Source organism: Tenacibaculum sp. IB213877, assembly GCF_034043975.1.
Lineage (GTDB): Bacteria > Bacteroidota > Bacteroidia > Flavobacteriales > Flavobacteriaceae > Polaribacter.
The window spans coordinates 428,427-446,595 of the sequence record NZ_JAXCHH010000004.1 but is presented as its reverse complement, the minus strand read 5'-3'; the positions used below and the strand labels follow the sequence as shown (position 1 = coordinate 446,595).

The window sequence follows — 18,169 nt, the reverse complement described above, 5'->3', positions numbered from 1 at the left end:
TGTGGTTTAAATTCGCGTTAATTCTTTTAAAAAGAGTTTCAATAAAAAAAAACTCTCTACTTTTGCAGATTAAAAGCATCATTATATATGGTGTAAAAAAGATAATTTAGAAAAGATACATGGCAAAGAATTTAGTGATTGTTGAGTCACCGGCTAAAGCAAAAACAATAGAAAAATTTCTAGGAAAAGATTTTCAGGTTGAATCAAGTTTCGGACACATTGCAGATTTACCTTCAAAAGAATTAGGGGTTGATGTAGATGGAAACTTTGAGCCAAAATATATTGTTTCTTCAGATAAAAAATCGGTTGTAAAAAAACTAAAAGATTTAGCAAAAAAAGCAGAAACTGTTTGGTTAGCTTCCGATGAGGATCGTGAGGGAGAAGCTATTGCGTGGCACTTAGCAGAACAATTAAAATTGAAAGATGAAAATACGAAACGTATTGTTTTTAACTCAATTACTAAAAACGCCATTTTAAAAGCAATTGAAAATCCACGTTCTATAAATTACGATTTAGTAGATGCGCAACAAGCGCGAAGAGTTTTAGATAGAATTGTTGGGTATGAGCTTTCTCCGGTTTTATGGAGAAAAGTAAAAGCAGGTTTATCTGCAGGTAGAGTGCAATCGGTAGCTGTTAGATTAATCGTAGAGCGTGAACGAGAAATAGAAAATTTTACACCTGTAGCTTCATATCGTATAGATGCAGAATTTGAAAATACAGATGGGAAAAAATTCAAAGCAAAACTTCCAAAGAATTTTGACACAAAAGAAGAAGCTGAAGCATTTCTAAATTCATGTTTGTCTGCCGATTTTAAAGTTGCAGATTTACAAAAAAAGCCTGCAAAAAAATCGCCAGCAGCACCTTTTACTACATCAACGTTACAACAAGAAGCTTCACGTAAGTTAGGTTTTCCGGTTGCTAAAACTATGATGGTAGCACAACGTTTGTATGAAGCAGGACTCATAACTTACATGAGAACAGATAGTGTTAATTTATCTGGAGAAGCAATTGATGCGGCTAAAGAAGAAATTGTAAAGTCCTACGGAAAAGAATATAGTAAGCCAAGAAACTTCAACACTAAAGCTAAAGGAGCACAAGAAGCTCACGAAGCTATTCGTCCTACCAATATGGAGCAACATGAGGTTTCAGTAGATTTTGATCAAAACAGATTGTATAGTTTGATTTGGAAGCGTACGTTAGCTTCTCAAATGAGTGATGCAAAATTAGAGAGAACTAATGTAAAAATTAGTAATAACAAAAACGATAAACAATTTACAGCCAACGGAGAAGTTATCACTTTTGAAGGTTTTTTAAAAGTATATTTAGAAGGGACAGATGATGAAGATGTTGAACAAGATGGAATGTTGCCTGCTATGAAGATCAATGAAACCTTAATTAATGATTATATAACGGCTACAGAAAGATATACGCGTCCGCCTGCAAGATATACAGAAGCTTCTTTAGTTAAGCGTTTAGAAGAACTAGGTATTGGTCGTCCATCAACTTATGCTCCCACAATTTCTACAGTACAAAGGAGAGGTTATGTTGAAAGAGGAACAGCTGATGGAGTTGAGAGAGATTACTCACAATTGGTTTTAAAAGAAAATTCAGTTTCTGAAAAAATATTGACGGAAAAAGTTGGAGCAGACAAAGGAAAATTAATGCCTACAGATATAGGTAATATTGTAAATGATTTTTTAGTAGAGAATTTTTCAAAAGTTTTAGACTACGGATTTACCGCAAAAGTAGAAAGTGATTTTGATCATATAGCCGATGGAAAAGAGAATTGGACATCTGTAATTAAAGATTTTTATAAAGATTTTCATCCAACGGTTAAAGATGTTGAACAAAATGCTGAAAGAGCAAGCGGGCAACGTTTGCTAGGTGAGGATCCAGAAACTGGTAAAAACGTATACGTGCGCTTAGGGCGTTATGGGGCAATGATTCAAATAGGAGAGGCTTCTGATGAAGAAAAACCAAAGTTTGCTAGTTTACAAGCAGATCAAAATATGTCTACTATTACTTTTGAAGAAGCAATGGATCTGTTTAAACTGCCAAAAACTATTGGTACATATGAAGGAGAAGAAGTTGTTGTTTCAAATGGTAGATATGGTCCTTTTGTAAAGTTTGGAAAAATGTATGTTTCTTTAGATAAAGGAGAAAATCCAATGTCAGTAGATACAGATAGAGCAATTGAGTTAATTGAAGCAAAACGGAAAGCTGATGCTCCCATTGGTTATTATGAAGAATTACCTATTCAAAAAGGAGTTGGTCGTTTTGGTCCTTTTATAAAGTGGAATAGTATTTTTATTAACGTTAACAAAAAATATGATTTTGATAACTTGTCACAGTCAGATTTAGAAGAGTTAATTGAAGATAAAAAGAAGAAAGAACGCGAAAAAGTTATCCATAATTGGGAAGATGTTGGTGTAAGAGTAGAAAAAGCACGTTGGGGACGTTTCAATATAATCAAGGGAAAAGTTAAGGTAGAGCTACCTAAAACCACTGAAATTGAAAAACTTTCAAAAGAAGAAGCTGTAAAAATGATTGAAGAAAAAACACCAAAGAAAAAATCGACTAGAAAATCCACTAAAAAGAAATAAATTTTTATATTGCGTTCATTCATAATCCCCAATAATGAATCAAGATTTTTTATCACCAATAGACGAACGAGTGTATGCAAATACTGTTTTGCAGCCCGATAACTGTTTAGGAAAAACGGTTAGGTTGCACTCGTCTCAAAATGGCTTTCCAGATTTAGAAGGAGTTGCCATAGCTATATTGGGTGTAAAAGAAGGGAGAAGAGCGGTAGATAATGAAGGTTGTGGAGAAGGTTTTGCAGTCATTAGAAAAAAACTTTATGAGTTGTTTCCTGGAAATTGGTCTTTACCTATTGCCGATTTAGGAAACATAGAAAAAGGAAATCGGGTAGAAGATACTTATTTTGCAGTTACAGAAACAGTAACATCACTTTTAAAAGAAAATATAATACCTATACTTATTGGGGGAAGTCAAGACTTAACATATGCAAACTATAGAGCATATGACGTATTAGAGCAAACCGTAAACCTAGTTGCTGTTGATAGTCGTTTTGACATAGGTATGTTAGATGATGAATTGAATTCAAGATCATTTTTGAGTAAGATCATCATGCAAAAACCAAATAACTTATTTAACTATAGCAATATAGGCTATCAAACCTATTTTAATGCACAAGAAGAAATAGAGCTTTTAAATAAGCTGTATTTTGATGCATACAGGTTAGGAGAAGTTAAAAACTTAGAATTAGTAGAGCCTATTATGCGGGATGCAGACATTGTAAGTATAGATGTAGGTTGCATTCGACAAAGTGAGGCTCCAGCCAATAACAATGCTTCACCTAATGGTTTTTATGGAGAAGAAGTTTGTGCTGTAGCACGTTATGCAGGAATAAGTGATAAAGTAACTTCTTTTGGTATATACGAGTATAATAATAGACTAGATACAAACCACCAAACAGCAAATTTAATTGCTCAAACTATTTGGTATTTTATTGAAGGAGTAAATCAAAGAGCAAAAGATTATCCCTATTCAACCAAAGAAAGCTATCAAAAGTTTAGTGTAATGTTAGAAGATGATGATCCAATTAATTTTTATAAGAGTGATAAAAGCGGACGATGGTGGATGGAAATTAATTTAATAACAGATAATAAATACAAAAGACATGCGTTAATACCATGTGCATATCAAGATTATAAAAAAGCAACGGAACAAAAAATTCCAGATAGATGGTATAAAGCATTGCAAAAGCTAACGTAAAAAAATTATATTTGCACCTCGTACTTTATTATTTAGTTCCTTAATTTAAAAGGAATTAAAATAAAAGTTACGAACTTTTAAGAAAAAAAATATGAAGAAAGTAGCATTACTTACATTATTGGTAACAATCATTTATAGCTGTGGTTCAAATGGCGATAGAGGAGAGTTAGTAGGCGTAAAATCAAAAAGAAAATGGTTTGCAGAAAAACCATATGGTACGGTTTTTATCAAAGGAGGTTCGTTTACGATGGGTAAACAAGATGAAGATCCGTTAGGAGCAATGAATGCGCCTACAAGAACAGTAACTGTTCAGCCTTTTTATATGGATGAAACAGAGGTTACTAACAGCGAATATAAATCTTTTGTACAATGGGTTCGTGACTCAATAACTAGAACAAAACTAGCTTATCAAGCAGAATTTGCTGTAGGAGTAGGAGATCCTGCAACAGCAGGAAGCGATAAGCCACAAGGTATTCAATTATATGCTTTTGCATCTACAGATACTATAAATGAGTCTGCTTATGAAAAGTATATGAGAGAAAATTATTATGAGTTAGGTGAAGGAATGGACTCTTTAAAACCTTTAAATTGGGAAGAAGAGATTATTTGGGATAGAGAAGAATATCCAGATGCAGATTATGTAGAGGTAATGGACTCTTTGTATATTAAAAAAGATGAAGCTTTAAATGGAGTAAGAACTTTTAATACGAAGCTTTTAAATTATAGATATTACTGGTTTGATAATGAAGAAGCAGCACGTACAGGAAAAAACCGTAAAGATTTCTTAAGAAATGAAGTGTTAAACGTATATCCAGACACAACGGTTTGGATTAAAGATTTTAACTATTCTTATAATGATCCAATGCATCAAGAATATTTTGCACATCAAGCATATGATGAGTATCCAGTTGTAGGAGTTAGTTGGCAACAAGCCAAAGCTTTCTGTCACTGGAGAACAAAAAAGAAAAATGCATATCAAAGAACTAGAAAAAATTTAGGTTTAGTACCAGCATTTAGACTGCCAACAGAAGCTGAATGGGAATATGCCGCTCGTGGAGGTTTAGATTATGCTAAATATCCGTGGGGAGGTCCAAGTACTACGAGTGATAGAGGATGTTTCTTAGCAAACTTTAAACCTGTTAGAGGAGATTATGCAGCAGATGGAGCATTGTACACAGTTGAAGCAATGTCCTACAACCCTAACGGATTTGGATTGTACAATATGGCTGGTAATGTATCAGAATGGACAAATACAGCCTACAATCAAATGTCTTATTATATGGGTTCAACAATGAACCCGAATGTTGAAAACAAAGAAAACCAACGTAAAATTGTACGTGGCGGTTCTTGGAAAGATGTAGCTTACTTCTTAGAAGTTGGTTCTCGTGACTGGGAATATGCAGATACAGCAAGAAGCTACATAGGCTTTAGAACAGTGCAAGATTACTTAGGAACAAAAAAGAATTAATAAAGAATATCATAAATAAATAATTATAAATCCCTTAAATTAAAAATTAAAAATTATGGCACAATCAAAAGCAACTAAGAAAATGTTTAACATGGCTTATGGATTTGGAGCAGCAATTGTAATTGCTGGAGCGTTGTTTAAAATTATGCACTTTCCAGGAGCTAACCTTATGTTAATTGTAGGTATGTCTGTAGAAGCATTAGTATTTGCATTATCAGCATTTGAACCAGTAGAAGATGAACTTGACTGGACTAAAGTTTATCCAGAATTAGCAGATGGAACTTCATCAGGAAAAGGTAAAAAAGTAAAAGAGGCTACACCAGAAGAGGCTCAATCTTTATTATCACAAAAATTAGATAATATTTTACAAGAAGCTAAATTAGATGCGCAATTAGTATCTCGTTTAGGAGATAGTATTAAAAATTTCCAAGGAGCTGTTGAGCCATTAGCATCAGCTTCTCAATCAATTTCAGCAACAAATAGCTATAATGAGCAAATGTCTAAAGCAGCATCTCAAATGGCTTCATTAAACAGTTTATATCAAACTCAAGTAGAAAGTGCTTCTAAACAAGCAGAATTAAATACTGCAATGGTAGAAAATTCTCAACGTTTACAAGAACAAATGCAATCTTTAGCAACAAACTTATCTTCATTAAATGGAGTATATGGTGGAATGCTTACTGCAATGGGTACAAAATAATTAGTCAATTTATTAATCGTTAAAACTAATTAGAAAGTATGGCAGGAGGTAAACAGTCACCAAGGCAGAAGATGATTAACTTAATGTACCTTGTATTCCTTGCAATGATGGCAATGAATATGGGTAAAGAAGTTTTATCTGCATTTGGTTTAATGAATGAAAAATTAACAGATGCTAATCAAAGAGCAACTGAGCAAAATGCTAAATCATATGAAAGCTTAGCGTTAAAAGCGGCAGAACAAGCTAAACAATACGGTGAAGCAAAAGAAAAAACAGATGCTTTAAAAGTAAAAGCTGATGAATTATATGCTTATCTTGATGATTTAAAATCAAAAATGACAGCTGATGTTGAAGATAAGACAGACTATGAGCTTATGGATAAATCTGCATTTTTAGATTCTTACTTTTTTGAAAGTGGTACTATTAGTGCCAAAGGAAAAGAGTTTGTTTCTAAAGTAGATGAGTTTAGAAAATCAGCATTAGAAGTTTTAGGAGATACAGATTTAGCAAGTGTTGTAGAGTCTCGTTTTGATACAGACCCTGTAAAAAATAGAGAAGGTCTTCAAATAAATTGGTTAAATTATAACTATGAAGGATTTCCTTTAATTGCTTCATTAACCAAATTAACTCAAATCCAAGCAGATGTAAAGACCACAGAATCTGATGCTCTATCTACCTTGTTAAGAGGTGAGTTAGAAAGTGCAGTGTCTATGACAAACTATGATGCTATGGTAGTTTTTGAGAAAAATGCATACTATCCAGGTGAAAAATTATCTGGTAAAATTGTATTAGGTAAAAATGACCCTAACTTAACTGCAGAAAAAGTTATTATTAATGGTGAAGAATGGCCAAAAGATAAGATTAAGGCAGGACAAGTTATTTTAGACGGCGCAGCAGGTGGAGTAGGTGATAAGAAAATAGAAGGTACTTTTACCTTTATGGAAAAAGGAGAACCAGTTGACATTCCAATTAAAGGAGGATATTCAGTTATTCCTAAACCTAATGAAGCAGTTATTTCTGCAGATAAAATGAACGTAGTTTATCGTGGTTTATCTAACCCAATTACTATCTCTATGCCAGGGGTGTCTTCAAACAAAGTAAGTGCTTCAGCAAAAGGATTACGAAGAGTTAAAGGAGATAGTTATATGATGGCTCCAGGGTCAGGTAATGAAGTTACTATCAATGTAACAGGTACTTTACCAGGAGGATCAAAAGTTACATCAAGAAAGAAATTTAGAATTAAAGATATTCCACCTGCAGTAGGTATGATTAGAGGTCAATATGGTACAGTGCCAATGCCAAAATCTAGTGCAGCAAATACACGTATTGCTGCTGGTTTACCGGATTTCTTATTCGATTTAAAATTAAATGTATCTAGCTTTAAAATTAAAGTACCTGGTCAAGTAGCAATACCATGTTCAGGAACTACTTTAAATGCAAGAGCAAAACAAGCTTTACAAAAAGCTAGAAGAGGAGATGATGTTACTATTTTTGATATTAAAGCATCAGTATCTGGCTCTTCTTATAAAATTAAAAAGGTATTACCTGTTGTAATTAATATTACAAATTAATAGTTAATTAAAAAATAAGAGTATGAATTGGAAGCGTTTTTATGTGGTTTTAATAGCTTTTGCAACAACCGGATTGGTACATGCACAGGCCAACCTTTTAAATGCTAAAAAGGTAGATAATATTGGTAAAAAAACTCAAGAAGAAATTGATTCTGACGGAGACAAACCATTACCATATGGCTATATTAGTGACAGAGATGTTTTATGGTCTAAAGTGGTATGGGAGTATGTAGATTTAAATCAAAAAATCAATTTACCATACTACTATCCAATTGATACTACCAATGCATTAAATAGCCGTCGTTCCTTATACGATACCTTGCTAAGAGGTATTAAAAAAGGAGAAATAACAGAGGTTTATCAAGACTCTTACTTTACAACCAAAATTGGTTTTGAAGAAGTTAAGTCTATGACTGTAAATACTCGTGAAATTGATGGAGGAGAAGAACAAGGTGGGTATACAGATACATATATGGTTCAAGCTCAAGATATCAAAGGATTCATGTTTAAGGGTATTTGGTATTTTGATAAACGTCAGGGTGAGTTAAAGTACCGTATGCTTGCCATTGCACCTATGGGGCCAGATGTTCAAGTAATGGGAGTTGCAGAGATTGATGATTCTGACAGTGTGTATGAATTGTTTTGGGTATTCTTCCCAGATGCTCGTGAAACGTTACACAGTTCAAAGGTGTTCAATCCTAAAAACTCAGCACACCCAATTTCATATGACAACTTGTTAAATGCACGTCGTTTTAACTCAACTATTATTAAAGAAGAAAACCTTTACGGTGACCGTAAAATTGAAGATTATGTTCGCGGAAATTCATTATTCCAATTGTTAGAAGCAGACAGAATCAAAGAAGGTATACGTAACCGTGAAATGGATATGTGGAACTACTAATTTTCATATATAAATAACACTAAAGCGCTCTGATTTCAGAGCGCTTTTTTTATGATTATTGTGTACTTTTGCTACATGAATGTTGATTATATAATTGTTGGTTTAGGGCTTGCAGGTTTAGCTTTTGCTGAAGAGTTGTTAGAAAATAATAAGAGTTTTATTGTTTTTGAAGATGCATCTCAAACGTCCTCTTTGGTGGCAGGTGGAATGTATAACCCAGTAATTTTAAAACGATTTACACCTGTTTGGAACGGACATCAACAATTAGAATTAGCATTACCTTTTTATCAAAAATTAGAAGAGAAATTTACTGCACAATTTGATACTAAATTTGCTACAAAAAAGATATTTTCTTCCGTGGGCGATGAAAATAATTGGTTTATAGCTTCAGATAAACCTATGCTATCTCATTATATGATCCCCACAGTAAAAAAAGATAAAATTAAGGGAGTTATTGGTGATTTTGGCTATGGAGAATTAAAAGGAACGGGTAGAGTTGATACTGATAAATTATTAAGAGTCTACAGAAATTCTTTAGAAAAAAACCATCAGTTAAGAAAAGAAGCTTTTAACTATGATGATTTAGTAATTACGGATGATTTTCTCAATTATAAAGATATAAAAGCTAAAAAAATAGTTTTCAGTGAAGGTTTCGGACTTAAAAAAAATCCGTTTTTTAATTTTCTTCCTCTCAACGGAACAAAAGGAGAATTAATAACCATTCACGCTCCTGAATTAGATATCGATTTTTTACTCAAATCAACCGTGTTTATTCTCCCTTTAGGAAATCATTATTATAGAGTAGGTGCTACTTTTAATTGGACGGATAAAACTTCTATTCCAACTGAAGAAGGAAAAAATGAGCTAGTTGAAAAACTTAAAAAAGTACTATCGGTACCTTATACAATTGTCAATCAGTCAGCAGGAATTAGACCTACTGTAAAAGATCGCAGACCTTTGGTTGGTGTGCATCCGAATCACTCGCAATTATATGTGTTAAATGGATTAGGTACAAGAGGCGTGATGATTGCTCCCACAGTAGCTAAAAATCTGTATGGGTTTACTGAAAACAATGAAGATTTAGATCCAGAAATAGATATCAAACGTTTTGAATAAAAAAAAGGTAAGTTTTTTAACTTACCTTTTTTGTTTTCTCAGCATATTTTTTGTCATAGCTCACAAAAATATTGATCCAAATAATTCTGGATAAACGTAAAGTAATAGGTCCCAGAATTAAAGAAACCACTATGATAGCAATAAAGCTATGTAAAATATTCAATCCTATAAATACTTTAGCTATAATAAAAATAGCCACAAATAAAGCTACAGCCAAAGCATAATTAACATACATGGCACCAAAGAAAAATGAAGGTTCCATCATGTATTTTAAATCGCAATGAGAGCAATTTTCTTCAATTACAGCAACTTTTTTAGGGTTGTACGATAGTTTGTGTTTAAAAAACTCGCCTTCATGACAACGCGGGCATTTATTATTGAAAATACTGTAAAGTTTAGTTCCTTTTTTAAACATACTTTTTTAAGTAATTATATACGGTTAAAACTGTGTTTTGTAAGTTTGTGCAAATTTCAAGCAAATTATAACAATTGCCTGTAACAACAGTTACAAAATACAATAATTATTTACAGTAATTTATGCTAAACGTACACAATTTAACGGTATCATTTATGGGAACAGATTTGTTCTCAGGCATCACATTTAAATTAAATAAAGGTGATAGAATAGGATTGATAGGAAAGAATGGAGCAGGAAAATCAACTTTATTAAAAGTGTTGGCTAAAGATATTGAGCCAAGTGGCGGTACGTTGGCTTTTGATAAGGAAATAAAAATTGGTTTTTTACGTCAGGATATAGATTTTATTCAAGGAAGAACCATTTTAGAGGAAGCGTATCAAGCGTTTGAAGAAATTAAAGAAATCGAGTTTCAACTTGATGAAATCAACCATCAATTAGCAGAAAGAACCGATTATGAAAGCGAAGGTTATAATCAATTAATTCATGATTTAAGCGATTTAACACACAGGTATGAGTTGTTAGGTGGTTATAATTATAAAGGAGATACAGAGAAAATTTTACAAGGATTAGGATTTCAGAGAGAAGATTTTGATAAGCTTACCGATACGTTTTCCGGTGGATGGAGAATGCGTATAGAATTAGCTAAGTTGCTATTACAAAACAATGATATTTTATTGCTAGATGAGCCTACCAACCACTTAGATATTGAATCGATTATTTGGTTAGAAAACTTTTTAAAGAATTATGCAGGAGCAATTGTATTGGTGTCGCATGATAAAATGTTTTTAGATAATGTAACTAACCGAACGATAGAAATTTCTTTAGGACAGATTTACGATTATAAAAAACCGTATTCTCAGTTTTTAGAATTGCGTGCTGAAATCAAAGAAAAGCAGTTGCAAACACAAAAAAATCAGCAAAAAGAAATTGAGCACACCGAAAAACTAATTGAAAAGTTCAGAGCAAAGGCGAGTAAAGCATCCATGGCGCAATCGTTGATCAAAAAGCTAGAAAAAGTTGAGCGTATTGAAGTAGATCAAGATGACAATGCGGTAATGAATGTACGTTTTGAAGTATCAAAAGAACCGGGTAAAATTGTAGTGGAAGCTGAAAATGCTAGTAAAAGTTACGGAGATAAACACGTATTAGAAAACGTGAATATGATGATTGAGCGTAACGCTAAAGTGGCTTTTGTGGGGCAAAACGGACAAGGAAAATCTACGTTAGCAAAAATGATGGTGGGTGAAATTCCGTATGAAGGAGAGTTAAAACTTGGGCATAATGTTGAAGTAGGTTATTTTGCGCAAAATCAGTCAGAATATTTACCACCAGAAAAAACAGTTTTAGAAATTATGGAAGACGCTGCTAACGATGCTAATAGAGCAAAAGTTAGAGATATGTTGGGTGCGTTTTTGTTTAGTGGAGATACAGTTGATAAAAAAGCAAAAGTACTGTCGGGTGGAGAGCGAAACCGTTTAGCGTTGTGTAAATTACTATTGTCGCCATTCAATGTGTTGATAATGGATGAGCCTACCAATCACTTAGATATTGCTTCTAAAAATGTGTTGAAACAAGCCTTACAAAACTTTAATGGAACCTTAATTGTGGTGTCTCACGACCGTGATTTTTTACAAGGATTGGTAAATAAGGTGTATGGTTTCAAAGACAAAGAAATTAAAGAATATTTGGGCGGAATAGACTTTTTCTTAGAACAACACAAAATGGAAAGTTTACGTGAAGCAGAAATGCGTACCGTGGTGAAAGAAGAAAATAACACCAGTAAAAAAGAAGCTTACAAACTTTCTAAGGAACAAGAAAAAGAGCTTAAAAAACTAAAAAACAGGTCTTCTAAAATTGAAACTCAAATTGCAGATTTAGAAGCAGAAATTGAACAAATTGATTTAGAATTAGCCCAGAATTATGAGGAAGTTTCTTCGCAACCTAACTTTTTTGACAACTATAAAGCTAAAAAAGCAAAACTAGACGATTTAATGGTAGAATGGGAAGAGGTAGAAGAATTGATTGCTGGGTTTTAGAATTTAGTTACAATTATTTTAAAAGGGGAAATAATAGTTATTTATTCCATTTTAAATTTAGATCTTTTATTCCAATTTTTTTTAACCATTTGTTTAATTCAATTTTAAGTTCATCGGTGTTTTTTATAAAAGCCCCATAATTTATCCCTAAACGACTTACATATGGTGAATTTTTTTTTATGCCTAATTCGTCTAATTCTTTTGAATCCAGAATTCTAGAAATATTGATTAAAACAAAGTAGGCCTCCGTTAGAGTCTTAGTGTTTGAAAAGGTAATTTCATCAGAGAAAATATTTCTTAACTTATTTGAAATTTCATTTGGTAGTAAAGGGTTGTGCAAATAATCAGAAATATTAAGTTGATTTACAATTTCTTCTGTTAGATATACAGGAAATTCTATAATATCATTTTGTTTTAGAATAGAAATTTCCTTGCCTTTTTTCTTCTTAGATAATGAAAATATATTTCCGGTGGTGATATAAGTTTCAGAAGAATGTTCTTTAGTTGAGTGTATAAATGATATTAAAAACTCAAATTCCTGAAAATCTTTGATTAATTTTAATACTAAATCAAGTTGTTTTTTTCGAACTTCTCTGAAATAAAAAAGTTTGTAAACTTTAAGGGATATATAGAGAGCTATAACTGAAAATAAAAAGGAAATTATTTTTATAAAATCTAAAATGTAATCCAAATATTCACTCATATTCTAAATTATTACCAATTCTTCAAGAGGTTTATCATTTTTAATGAAAGATACAATAAGACTAAAAGAAGTCTAGCACTTACAGCTAAGTACGCCTTTTTTTATTAAAAAGGCAAATAGTATTTTTGCGTATCAATTTGTCATTCCTGCGAAGGCAGGAATCTATCTATACCTATGAATTTTTTCAACCAAAACATACAAACTCAAAACCAACAAATACTTCTTCCTGTTTTACAGGAAAAAGAAGTAGAACTATGGATTAAAAGAGAAGATAAAATCCATGAGTTTGTATCGGGCAATAAATTCAGAAAACTCAAATACAACATTCAAGAAGCTAAACAGCAACAAAAAGACACCTTACTAACTTTTGGGGGTGCATATTCTAATCATATTGTAGCTACTGCGGTTGCTGGTAAATTATCAGGATTAAAAACTATCGGGATTATCCGTGGTGATGAATTAGCTAAAAATATAGACAAAGTCCTTCAAGAAAATACAACCTTACTCGAAGCATACAAAAACGGTATGCAATTTGAATTTGTAACTCGTGAGCAGTACAGAAACAAAAATGATGCTGATTTTTTACAACGTCTGAATGAGAAATATGGTTATTTCTACTTGGTTCCTGAAGGTGGAACAAATGCATTGGCGGTGAAAGGTTGTGAAGAAATTCTCATAGAAGAAGATGAGAAATTCGATTATATTTGTGTGGCTGTGGGTACTGGCGGTACCATTGCAGGATTGATAAATGCGGCGAAAGAACATCAGAAAATAATAGGATTTCCGGCGTTGAAAGGTGATTTTTTATCCGAAGAAATTAAAAAATTAACCTCAAAAACTCATAATTGGGAGCTGCAAAATAATTATCATTTTGGTGGTTACGGAAAATATACTGAGGAGTTGATTCGTTTTATAAATCAGTTTTCAGCTCAAACTAAAATTCCGCTCGACCCTGTGTATACAGGGAAAATGGTTTTTGGAATTGTAGATTTAATAAAAAAGGATATTTTTGAAGCAGGAAGTAAAATTTTGATAATTCATACCGGTGGTTTACAAGGAATTGATGGATTTAATCAAAAATTACAAAAAAACAATTTACATATAGATAAAGTATGATGAAGTTGCGCGTGTTTTTAATGGTTAGTGTAGGAGTGTTGCTAGTTAGTTGTGGGACTAACAAAAAAGTAGTACATACCAAACCAAAACCAATTATAATTAATGAAGAAGTAGTTATTAACGAGGAAAAACCAGAAGTTCCGCAGTTAGAGCAAATCTCTCGTCCGTTAAAAACCAATGCAAATCATACAGAGGCCTATATTGCAAAGTTTGCTCCTATAGCAGTTAAAGAAATGCACAAGTATAAAATTCCGGCTAGTATAACGTTAGCACAAGGAGTTTTAGAATCGGGTAGTGGTCGTAGTCCGCTATCAATTCGTTCTAACAATCACTTCGGAATTAAATGCCATAAAGGTTGGCAAGGAAAAAGTGTAACACATGACGACGATGAAATTGGTGAGTGTTTTAGAAAATATAAATATCCGGAAACATCGTATGAAGATCACTCAAGATTTTTAGTGACCAGAAGACGCTATGCACGTTTATTTAACTTAAAACACACCGATTATAAAGGTTGGGCGTACGGACTAAAAAGAGCTGGTTATGCCACCGATAAAAAATATCCTGCTAAATTGATTAGTATCATTCACAAATATCAATTGCAAAAGTACGATCGAATAAAACCACATCAAATAGATAAAGGAGGGTTAGCTATTATAACTACTCCTGTGGAAGCAAGCTATCACTTGGTTAGGAAAGGAGATACATTGTACTCTATTGCCAAAAGATACAATACTACTGTCCAAAATCTGAAGAAACTAAACAGTTTACGAAACAATACGTTGAGTATTGGTCAGCAATTAATCATTAACTAATGCCTATTATAAAGTCAGTAAACGGTAAACATCCGCAAATTCCTGAAGATTGTTATGTAGCAGAAAATGCCACTATTGTAGGTGATGTTACTATGGGAAAAGAATGTAGTGTTTGGTTTAATGCGGTTATTCGAGGCGATGTTCATTTTATAAAAATGGGCAATAAGGTGAATGTGCAAGACGGTGCGGTGATCCATGCAACGTATCAAAAATCGCCAACTACCATTGGTAACAATGTTTCCATTGGCCATAATGCCATAGTTCACGGATGTACGATTCACGATAATGTGTTGGTAGGTATGGGAAGTATCATTATGGATGATTGTGTGGTGGAGAGCAACTCAATTATCGCGGCTGGAGCGGTGGTTACTAAAAACACCCACATTGAAAGTGGAAGTATTTATGCTGGTGTTCCTGCAAAAAAAGTAAAAGATATTTCACAAGAATTAATTTCAGGAGAAATTGACAGGATTGCTAACAATTATGTAAAATATTCAAGTTGGTTTCAAGAATAAAAAGAGCTTAATTTTAAGCTCTTTTTTTAAAATATTAATTCGAATACATAAGATATGATAAGTAGTGTTAAAGCAATCATATTTTTATAGTTTTTGTTTTTTACCGGTATGTAAAACCTTGTAAAAGGTGTTGTTTTCTATTAATAAACCTTCTGATTTTTTATTAGGCCAACTTTTTAAATAATCATTAGGATGTTTTACATCAATTGCAAATACTTTTCCGTTGAAATATTTCTTAACTTCAGATTGAATTGTATGTCCAACGACCACAGCTGTCGCATTGAATTTTTTAATCCCTTTTTCAACTTTTTCTTGAGATAGATCGTCTTTAAAATACCCTCTGTACCAGCAGATCCCTTTTTTAGTGGAAAGAATTAGTTGATCTATATTTTTTTCGGGTTTAGGATAATAAGTTTTATAATAATTATCTCTGTTAATTTGGTTTAAATCGTTTAAGGTAATATTTAATTCTGCAATTTCTGGATGTATTCCACCATGTGTAAAAAGTACTCCATTAATTAGTTCTATGGTATTTTTAGTAGACATCCATTTGCCTAAAAAAGAGTTTTGATCATATAAATTGAATTGTTGTTTGCCTAAAATTGAAGCAACAGCATAATATTTTTGTTCAGCAGATTTATATTGCCCTTGGAGGTTTTTTAATTCATGGTTTCCTAAAATAAAATGAACATTTCCTCCATGTTTTATAGCTTCTTGTTCTAATTTGTAAATAAACCAAAGTACTTGAGTAGTAGAAAAACCTCTATCAACAAAATCACCAACCAAAACCAAATGGCCTTTGTTAAAAATCCAGTTTAGTTGTTTGTCTATTACTTTGTTACTAATTAAAAAATCACGAAAAGTTTTATAACTGCTTTCGATATCAGAAATGGCTAAAATTTTATTTCCGTCGTTATAAATAGCTTTTGGAATTTCAAAATTGTACTTGATAGGGAATTGAAAGTTGGATGAATCCAGAGGGAAATAGCAGTTTCCAGTAATAACATCGTTAACTAAATGTCTTTTTTGATCTGTATAAAATCCGTCTGTTTTATTTCCTTTTACATAATTTACTGTTACAATGCTGTCATTTTCATAAAAAATGTAAGGGCCTTCATGAGAAAGATCATATCGCTTTTCGTTTTGTCCATAATTTAAACTTCCGTTTAAATAGACTAATATGCAAACACCTATTGTTAGTAAAATGAGAATGGTTGCAAAAATGTGTTTTAAATACCGTAAGATTCTTTTTTTCATCGATAGTGATTGTTAAAATTTGAGTAACAAACGTATGATGAGCTTATTTGTTAAAAAATTAATAGGGATGAACTGTTATGTATATAAGAGATAAGAAAGATTAAATGTGTTAAGTTTCGTTTGTCACAGTTTTTATATAATTCAACATCATTTTTATGTAGTTTAACAACTTCTTTTTTATAACGGATAAGAGAATGTAATTTTACCGTATGATTTTATCAATAAACAATAAACAAAAGCTTTTTGCGAAGTATTTTATAGGAATTTCAATTATAATTCCAATATTAATTATAGGATATGAAGTTATTATTCTAGGAAAAGATTCAGTAATTCTTTTGGCTAACTACCCGTCCATTTTTAGCATTCTGGTTTTAATATATTACTCTTTACTGTTTTTAGCTGGATTTGCTTGGATCTTATCACAGCTCAAACAGGTTTTAAATCTTAAAAACGAAAAAGTCAAAAACGAGTTACAACATTTAAAAACCCAAGTAAGTCCTCATTTTTTCTTTAATATGCTGAACAATTTATATGGATTGATAGAAAAAGATACTTCAAAAGCTAAAAAGTTAGTGTTAGAACTTTCTGAAATGATGCGTTATAGTATTTACAAATCACAACATGATTATGTAACGTTAAAAGAAGAAATTCAATTCATACAAAACTATCTTAATTTACATAAGATGAGATATCATAAAGAGGTGGATATTAATTTTAGTATTGAGGTTGATAATGAAGATCTAAAAATTATGCCATTACTTTTTATTAATTTAGTAGAAAATGCATTTAAACATGGAGTTGAAAACCTTACTAAGGATGCTTATGTTTACATAAAATTGATATCAAAAGAAGGAAAAATATATTTTGAAGTTGAAAATAATTTCGACGAAGAATTATCACAAGAAGAAGGAGTTGGTTTACAAAACTTATTTAGAAGGTTAGAGTTGACATATCCTAGTAAATATAGTTTGTCAAGTACTAGTATAGGTGATGTTTTTAATACTAAATTAAACTTAACTATTTTATGATAAAATATATCATAGTTGATGATGAAACAGTAGCGCATGATATTATAAAAGAATATTGTGATATGCTACCAAATCTTAAATTTTTAAAAAACTGCTTTAATGCGATTGAAGCTATAGATTTTTTAAATAACAATACTGTAGATCTAATTTTTTTAGACTTAAATATGCCTAAACTAAAGGGCTTTGATTTTTTAAAAACATTAAAAAATCCTCCTAAGGTAATAGTAACAACAGCTTATGCAGAACACGCTATAGAAGGTTATGAGCTTAATATTGTAGATTATCTTTTAAAACCATTTAGTTTCGAACGTTTTTTAAAAGCGGTAAATAAAATTAATGAGAAAGAAAAAAAACAAATAAAGCAAGTAAAAAACGTAGACATTGACAGCTTATTTATAAAGAGCGAAAAAAAAATTATTCAAGTTAAAGTTGATGATATATTATTTGTAGAGGCATTGGGTAATTATTGTAAAATTGTTACTGAAGAAAGCGAGTTCAGCATTAGAGAAAAAATATCAGAATTTAAAAAGATACTACCTGATGATTTTTTTATACAAGTACATAAGTCATTTATTATAGCTAAAAAACATGTGAATGAAATAGAGGGTAATAGAATAAAAATTAATGATTATATAATTCCAATAGGTAAAACATTTAAAATGAATTTGAATGATTGGTTAAAATAAAAAACTCGATTCCGTTTTACCGAAACCGAGTTTTCAATCAA

At 31.8% G+C, this 18,169-nt stretch carries 16 protein-coding genes; 13 read left to right on the top strand and 3 right to left on the bottom strand.

What is annotated here, in order from left to right; all coding sequences use genetic code 11:
- Nucleotides 1-119: 119 nt before the first annotated feature.
- The 7 genes from topA (at nucleotide 120) to SLH33_RS05415 (ending at nucleotide 9,554) form a co-directional block, all read left to right on the top strand.
- On the top strand, nucleotides 120-2,603 hold the full coding sequence (gene topA, locus SLH33_RS05445) for a type I DNA topoisomerase (RefSeq protein ID WP_320418056.1): 2,484 nt from the start codon (nucleotides 120-122) through the stop codon (nucleotides 2,601-2,603).
- A gap of 34 nt (nucleotides 2,604-2,637) precedes the next feature.
- Entirely contained in the window at nucleotides 2,638-3,798 is a 1,161-nt protein-coding gene (locus tag SLH33_RS05440; protein WP_320418055.1) for a formimidoylglutamase, read from the top strand.
- Between the two features lie 91 nt (nucleotides 3,799-3,889).
- On the top strand, nucleotides 3,890-5,266 hold the full coding sequence (gene gldK, locus SLH33_RS05435) for a gliding motility lipoprotein GldK (RefSeq protein WP_320418054.1): 1,377 nt from the start codon (nucleotides 3,890-3,892) through the stop codon (nucleotides 5,264-5,266).
- Nucleotides 5,267-5,321: 55 nt separating this feature from the next.
- Complete coding sequence (gene gldL / locus SLH33_RS05430; protein WP_320418053.1) at nucleotides 5,322-5,966, top strand: gliding motility protein GldL; 645 nt, start codon at nucleotides 5,322-5,324, stop codon at nucleotides 5,964-5,966.
- A gap of 38 nt (nucleotides 5,967-6,004) precedes the next feature.
- Nucleotides 6,005-7,537 carry a gliding motility protein GldM gene (gene gldM, locus SLH33_RS05425; RefSeq protein ID WP_320418052.1) on the top strand — a complete coding sequence of 511 codons (1,533 nt, stop codon included), beginning with the start codon at nucleotides 6,005-6,007 and terminating at the stop codon, nucleotides 7,535-7,537.
- 22 nt (nucleotides 7,538-7,559) lie between these two features.
- Nucleotides 7,560-8,438 carry a gliding motility protein GldN gene (gene gldN, locus SLH33_RS05420; protein WP_320418051.1) on the top strand — a complete coding sequence of 293 codons (879 nt, stop codon included), beginning with the start codon at nucleotides 7,560-7,562 and terminating at the stop codon, nucleotides 8,436-8,438.
- 75 nt (nucleotides 8,439-8,513) lie between these two features.
- The gene (locus SLH33_RS05415) at nucleotides 8,514-9,554 is read left to right on the top strand and encodes an FAD-binding oxidoreductase (RefSeq protein WP_320418050.1); all 1,041 of its coding nucleotides are present in this window, start codon (nucleotides 8,514-8,516) and stop codon (nucleotides 9,552-9,554) included.
- A 16-nt stretch (nucleotides 9,555-9,570) separates the two neighbouring features.
- On the opposite strand, the gene SLH33_RS05410 is transcribed toward SLH33_RS05415, so the two are convergent.
- Nucleotides 9,571-9,969 (bottom strand): DUF983 domain-containing protein, encoded by a 399-nt coding sequence (locus tag SLH33_RS05410; protein ID WP_320418049.1) that lies wholly within the window; start codon nucleotides 9,967-9,969, stop codon nucleotides 9,571-9,573.
- A gap of 122 nt (nucleotides 9,970-10,091) precedes the next feature.
- On the opposite strand from SLH33_RS05410, the gene SLH33_RS05405 reads away from it, so the two are divergent.
- Nucleotides 10,092-12,008, top strand: coding sequence for an ABC-F family ATP-binding cassette domain-containing protein (locus SLH33_RS05405; RefSeq protein WP_320418048.1), 1,917 nt, complete (start codon nucleotides 10,092-10,094; stop codon nucleotides 12,006-12,008).
- A gap of 37 nt (nucleotides 12,009-12,045) precedes the next feature.
- On the opposite strand, the gene SLH33_RS05400 is transcribed toward SLH33_RS05405, so the two are convergent.
- Complete coding sequence (locus tag SLH33_RS05400; RefSeq protein WP_320418047.1) at nucleotides 12,046-12,711, bottom strand: hypothetical protein; 666 nt, start codon at nucleotides 12,709-12,711, stop codon at nucleotides 12,046-12,048.
- A 174-nt stretch (nucleotides 12,712-12,885) separates the two neighbouring features.
- Here SLH33_RS05400 and SLH33_RS05395 point away from each other — a divergent pair, with 174 nt between their 5' ends.
- From SLH33_RS05395 to SLH33_RS05385, 3 genes are read left to right on the top strand one after another with little or no spacing between them, the layout of a single operon-like run.
- The gene (locus SLH33_RS05395; RefSeq protein WP_320418046.1) at nucleotides 12,886-13,827 is read left to right on the top strand and encodes a 1-aminocyclopropane-1-carboxylate deaminase/D-cysteine desulfhydrase; all 942 of its coding nucleotides are present in this window, start codon (nucleotides 12,886-12,888) and stop codon (nucleotides 13,825-13,827) included.
- Nucleotides 13,824-14,642, top strand: coding sequence for a glucosaminidase domain-containing protein (locus SLH33_RS05390; protein ID WP_320418045.1), 819 nt, complete (start codon nucleotides 13,824-13,826; stop codon nucleotides 14,640-14,642). Before SLH33_RS05395 ends, SLH33_RS05390 begins: the two co-directional genes overlap by 4 nt.
- Nucleotides 14,642-15,157 carry a gamma carbonic anhydrase family protein gene (locus tag SLH33_RS05385; RefSeq protein ID WP_320418044.1) on the top strand — a complete coding sequence of 172 codons (516 nt, stop codon included), beginning with the start codon at nucleotides 14,642-14,644 and terminating at the stop codon, nucleotides 15,155-15,157. Before SLH33_RS05390 ends, SLH33_RS05385 begins: the two co-directional genes overlap by 1 nt.
- A gap of 84 nt (nucleotides 15,158-15,241) precedes the next feature.
- Here the strand turns inward: SLH33_RS05385 and SLH33_RS05380 are convergent, their stop codons facing one another.
- Nucleotides 15,242-16,414, bottom strand: coding sequence for a metallophosphoesterase (locus SLH33_RS05380; RefSeq protein ID WP_320418043.1), 1,173 nt, complete (start codon nucleotides 16,412-16,414; stop codon nucleotides 15,242-15,244).
- 209 nt (nucleotides 16,415-16,623) lie between these two features.
- Here SLH33_RS05380 and SLH33_RS05375 point away from each other — a divergent pair, with 209 nt between their 5' ends.
- Complete coding sequence (locus SLH33_RS05375) at nucleotides 16,624-17,442, top strand: sensor histidine kinase (protein ID WP_320418042.1); 819 nt, start codon at nucleotides 16,624-16,626, stop codon at nucleotides 17,440-17,442.
- Nucleotides 17,439-18,128 (top strand): LytTR family DNA-binding domain-containing protein, encoded by a 690-nt coding sequence (locus SLH33_RS05370; protein WP_320418041.1) that lies wholly within the window; start codon nucleotides 17,439-17,441, stop codon nucleotides 18,126-18,128. Before SLH33_RS05375 ends, SLH33_RS05370 begins: the two co-directional genes overlap by 4 nt.
- Nucleotides 18,129-18,169 lie beyond the last annotated feature (41 nt).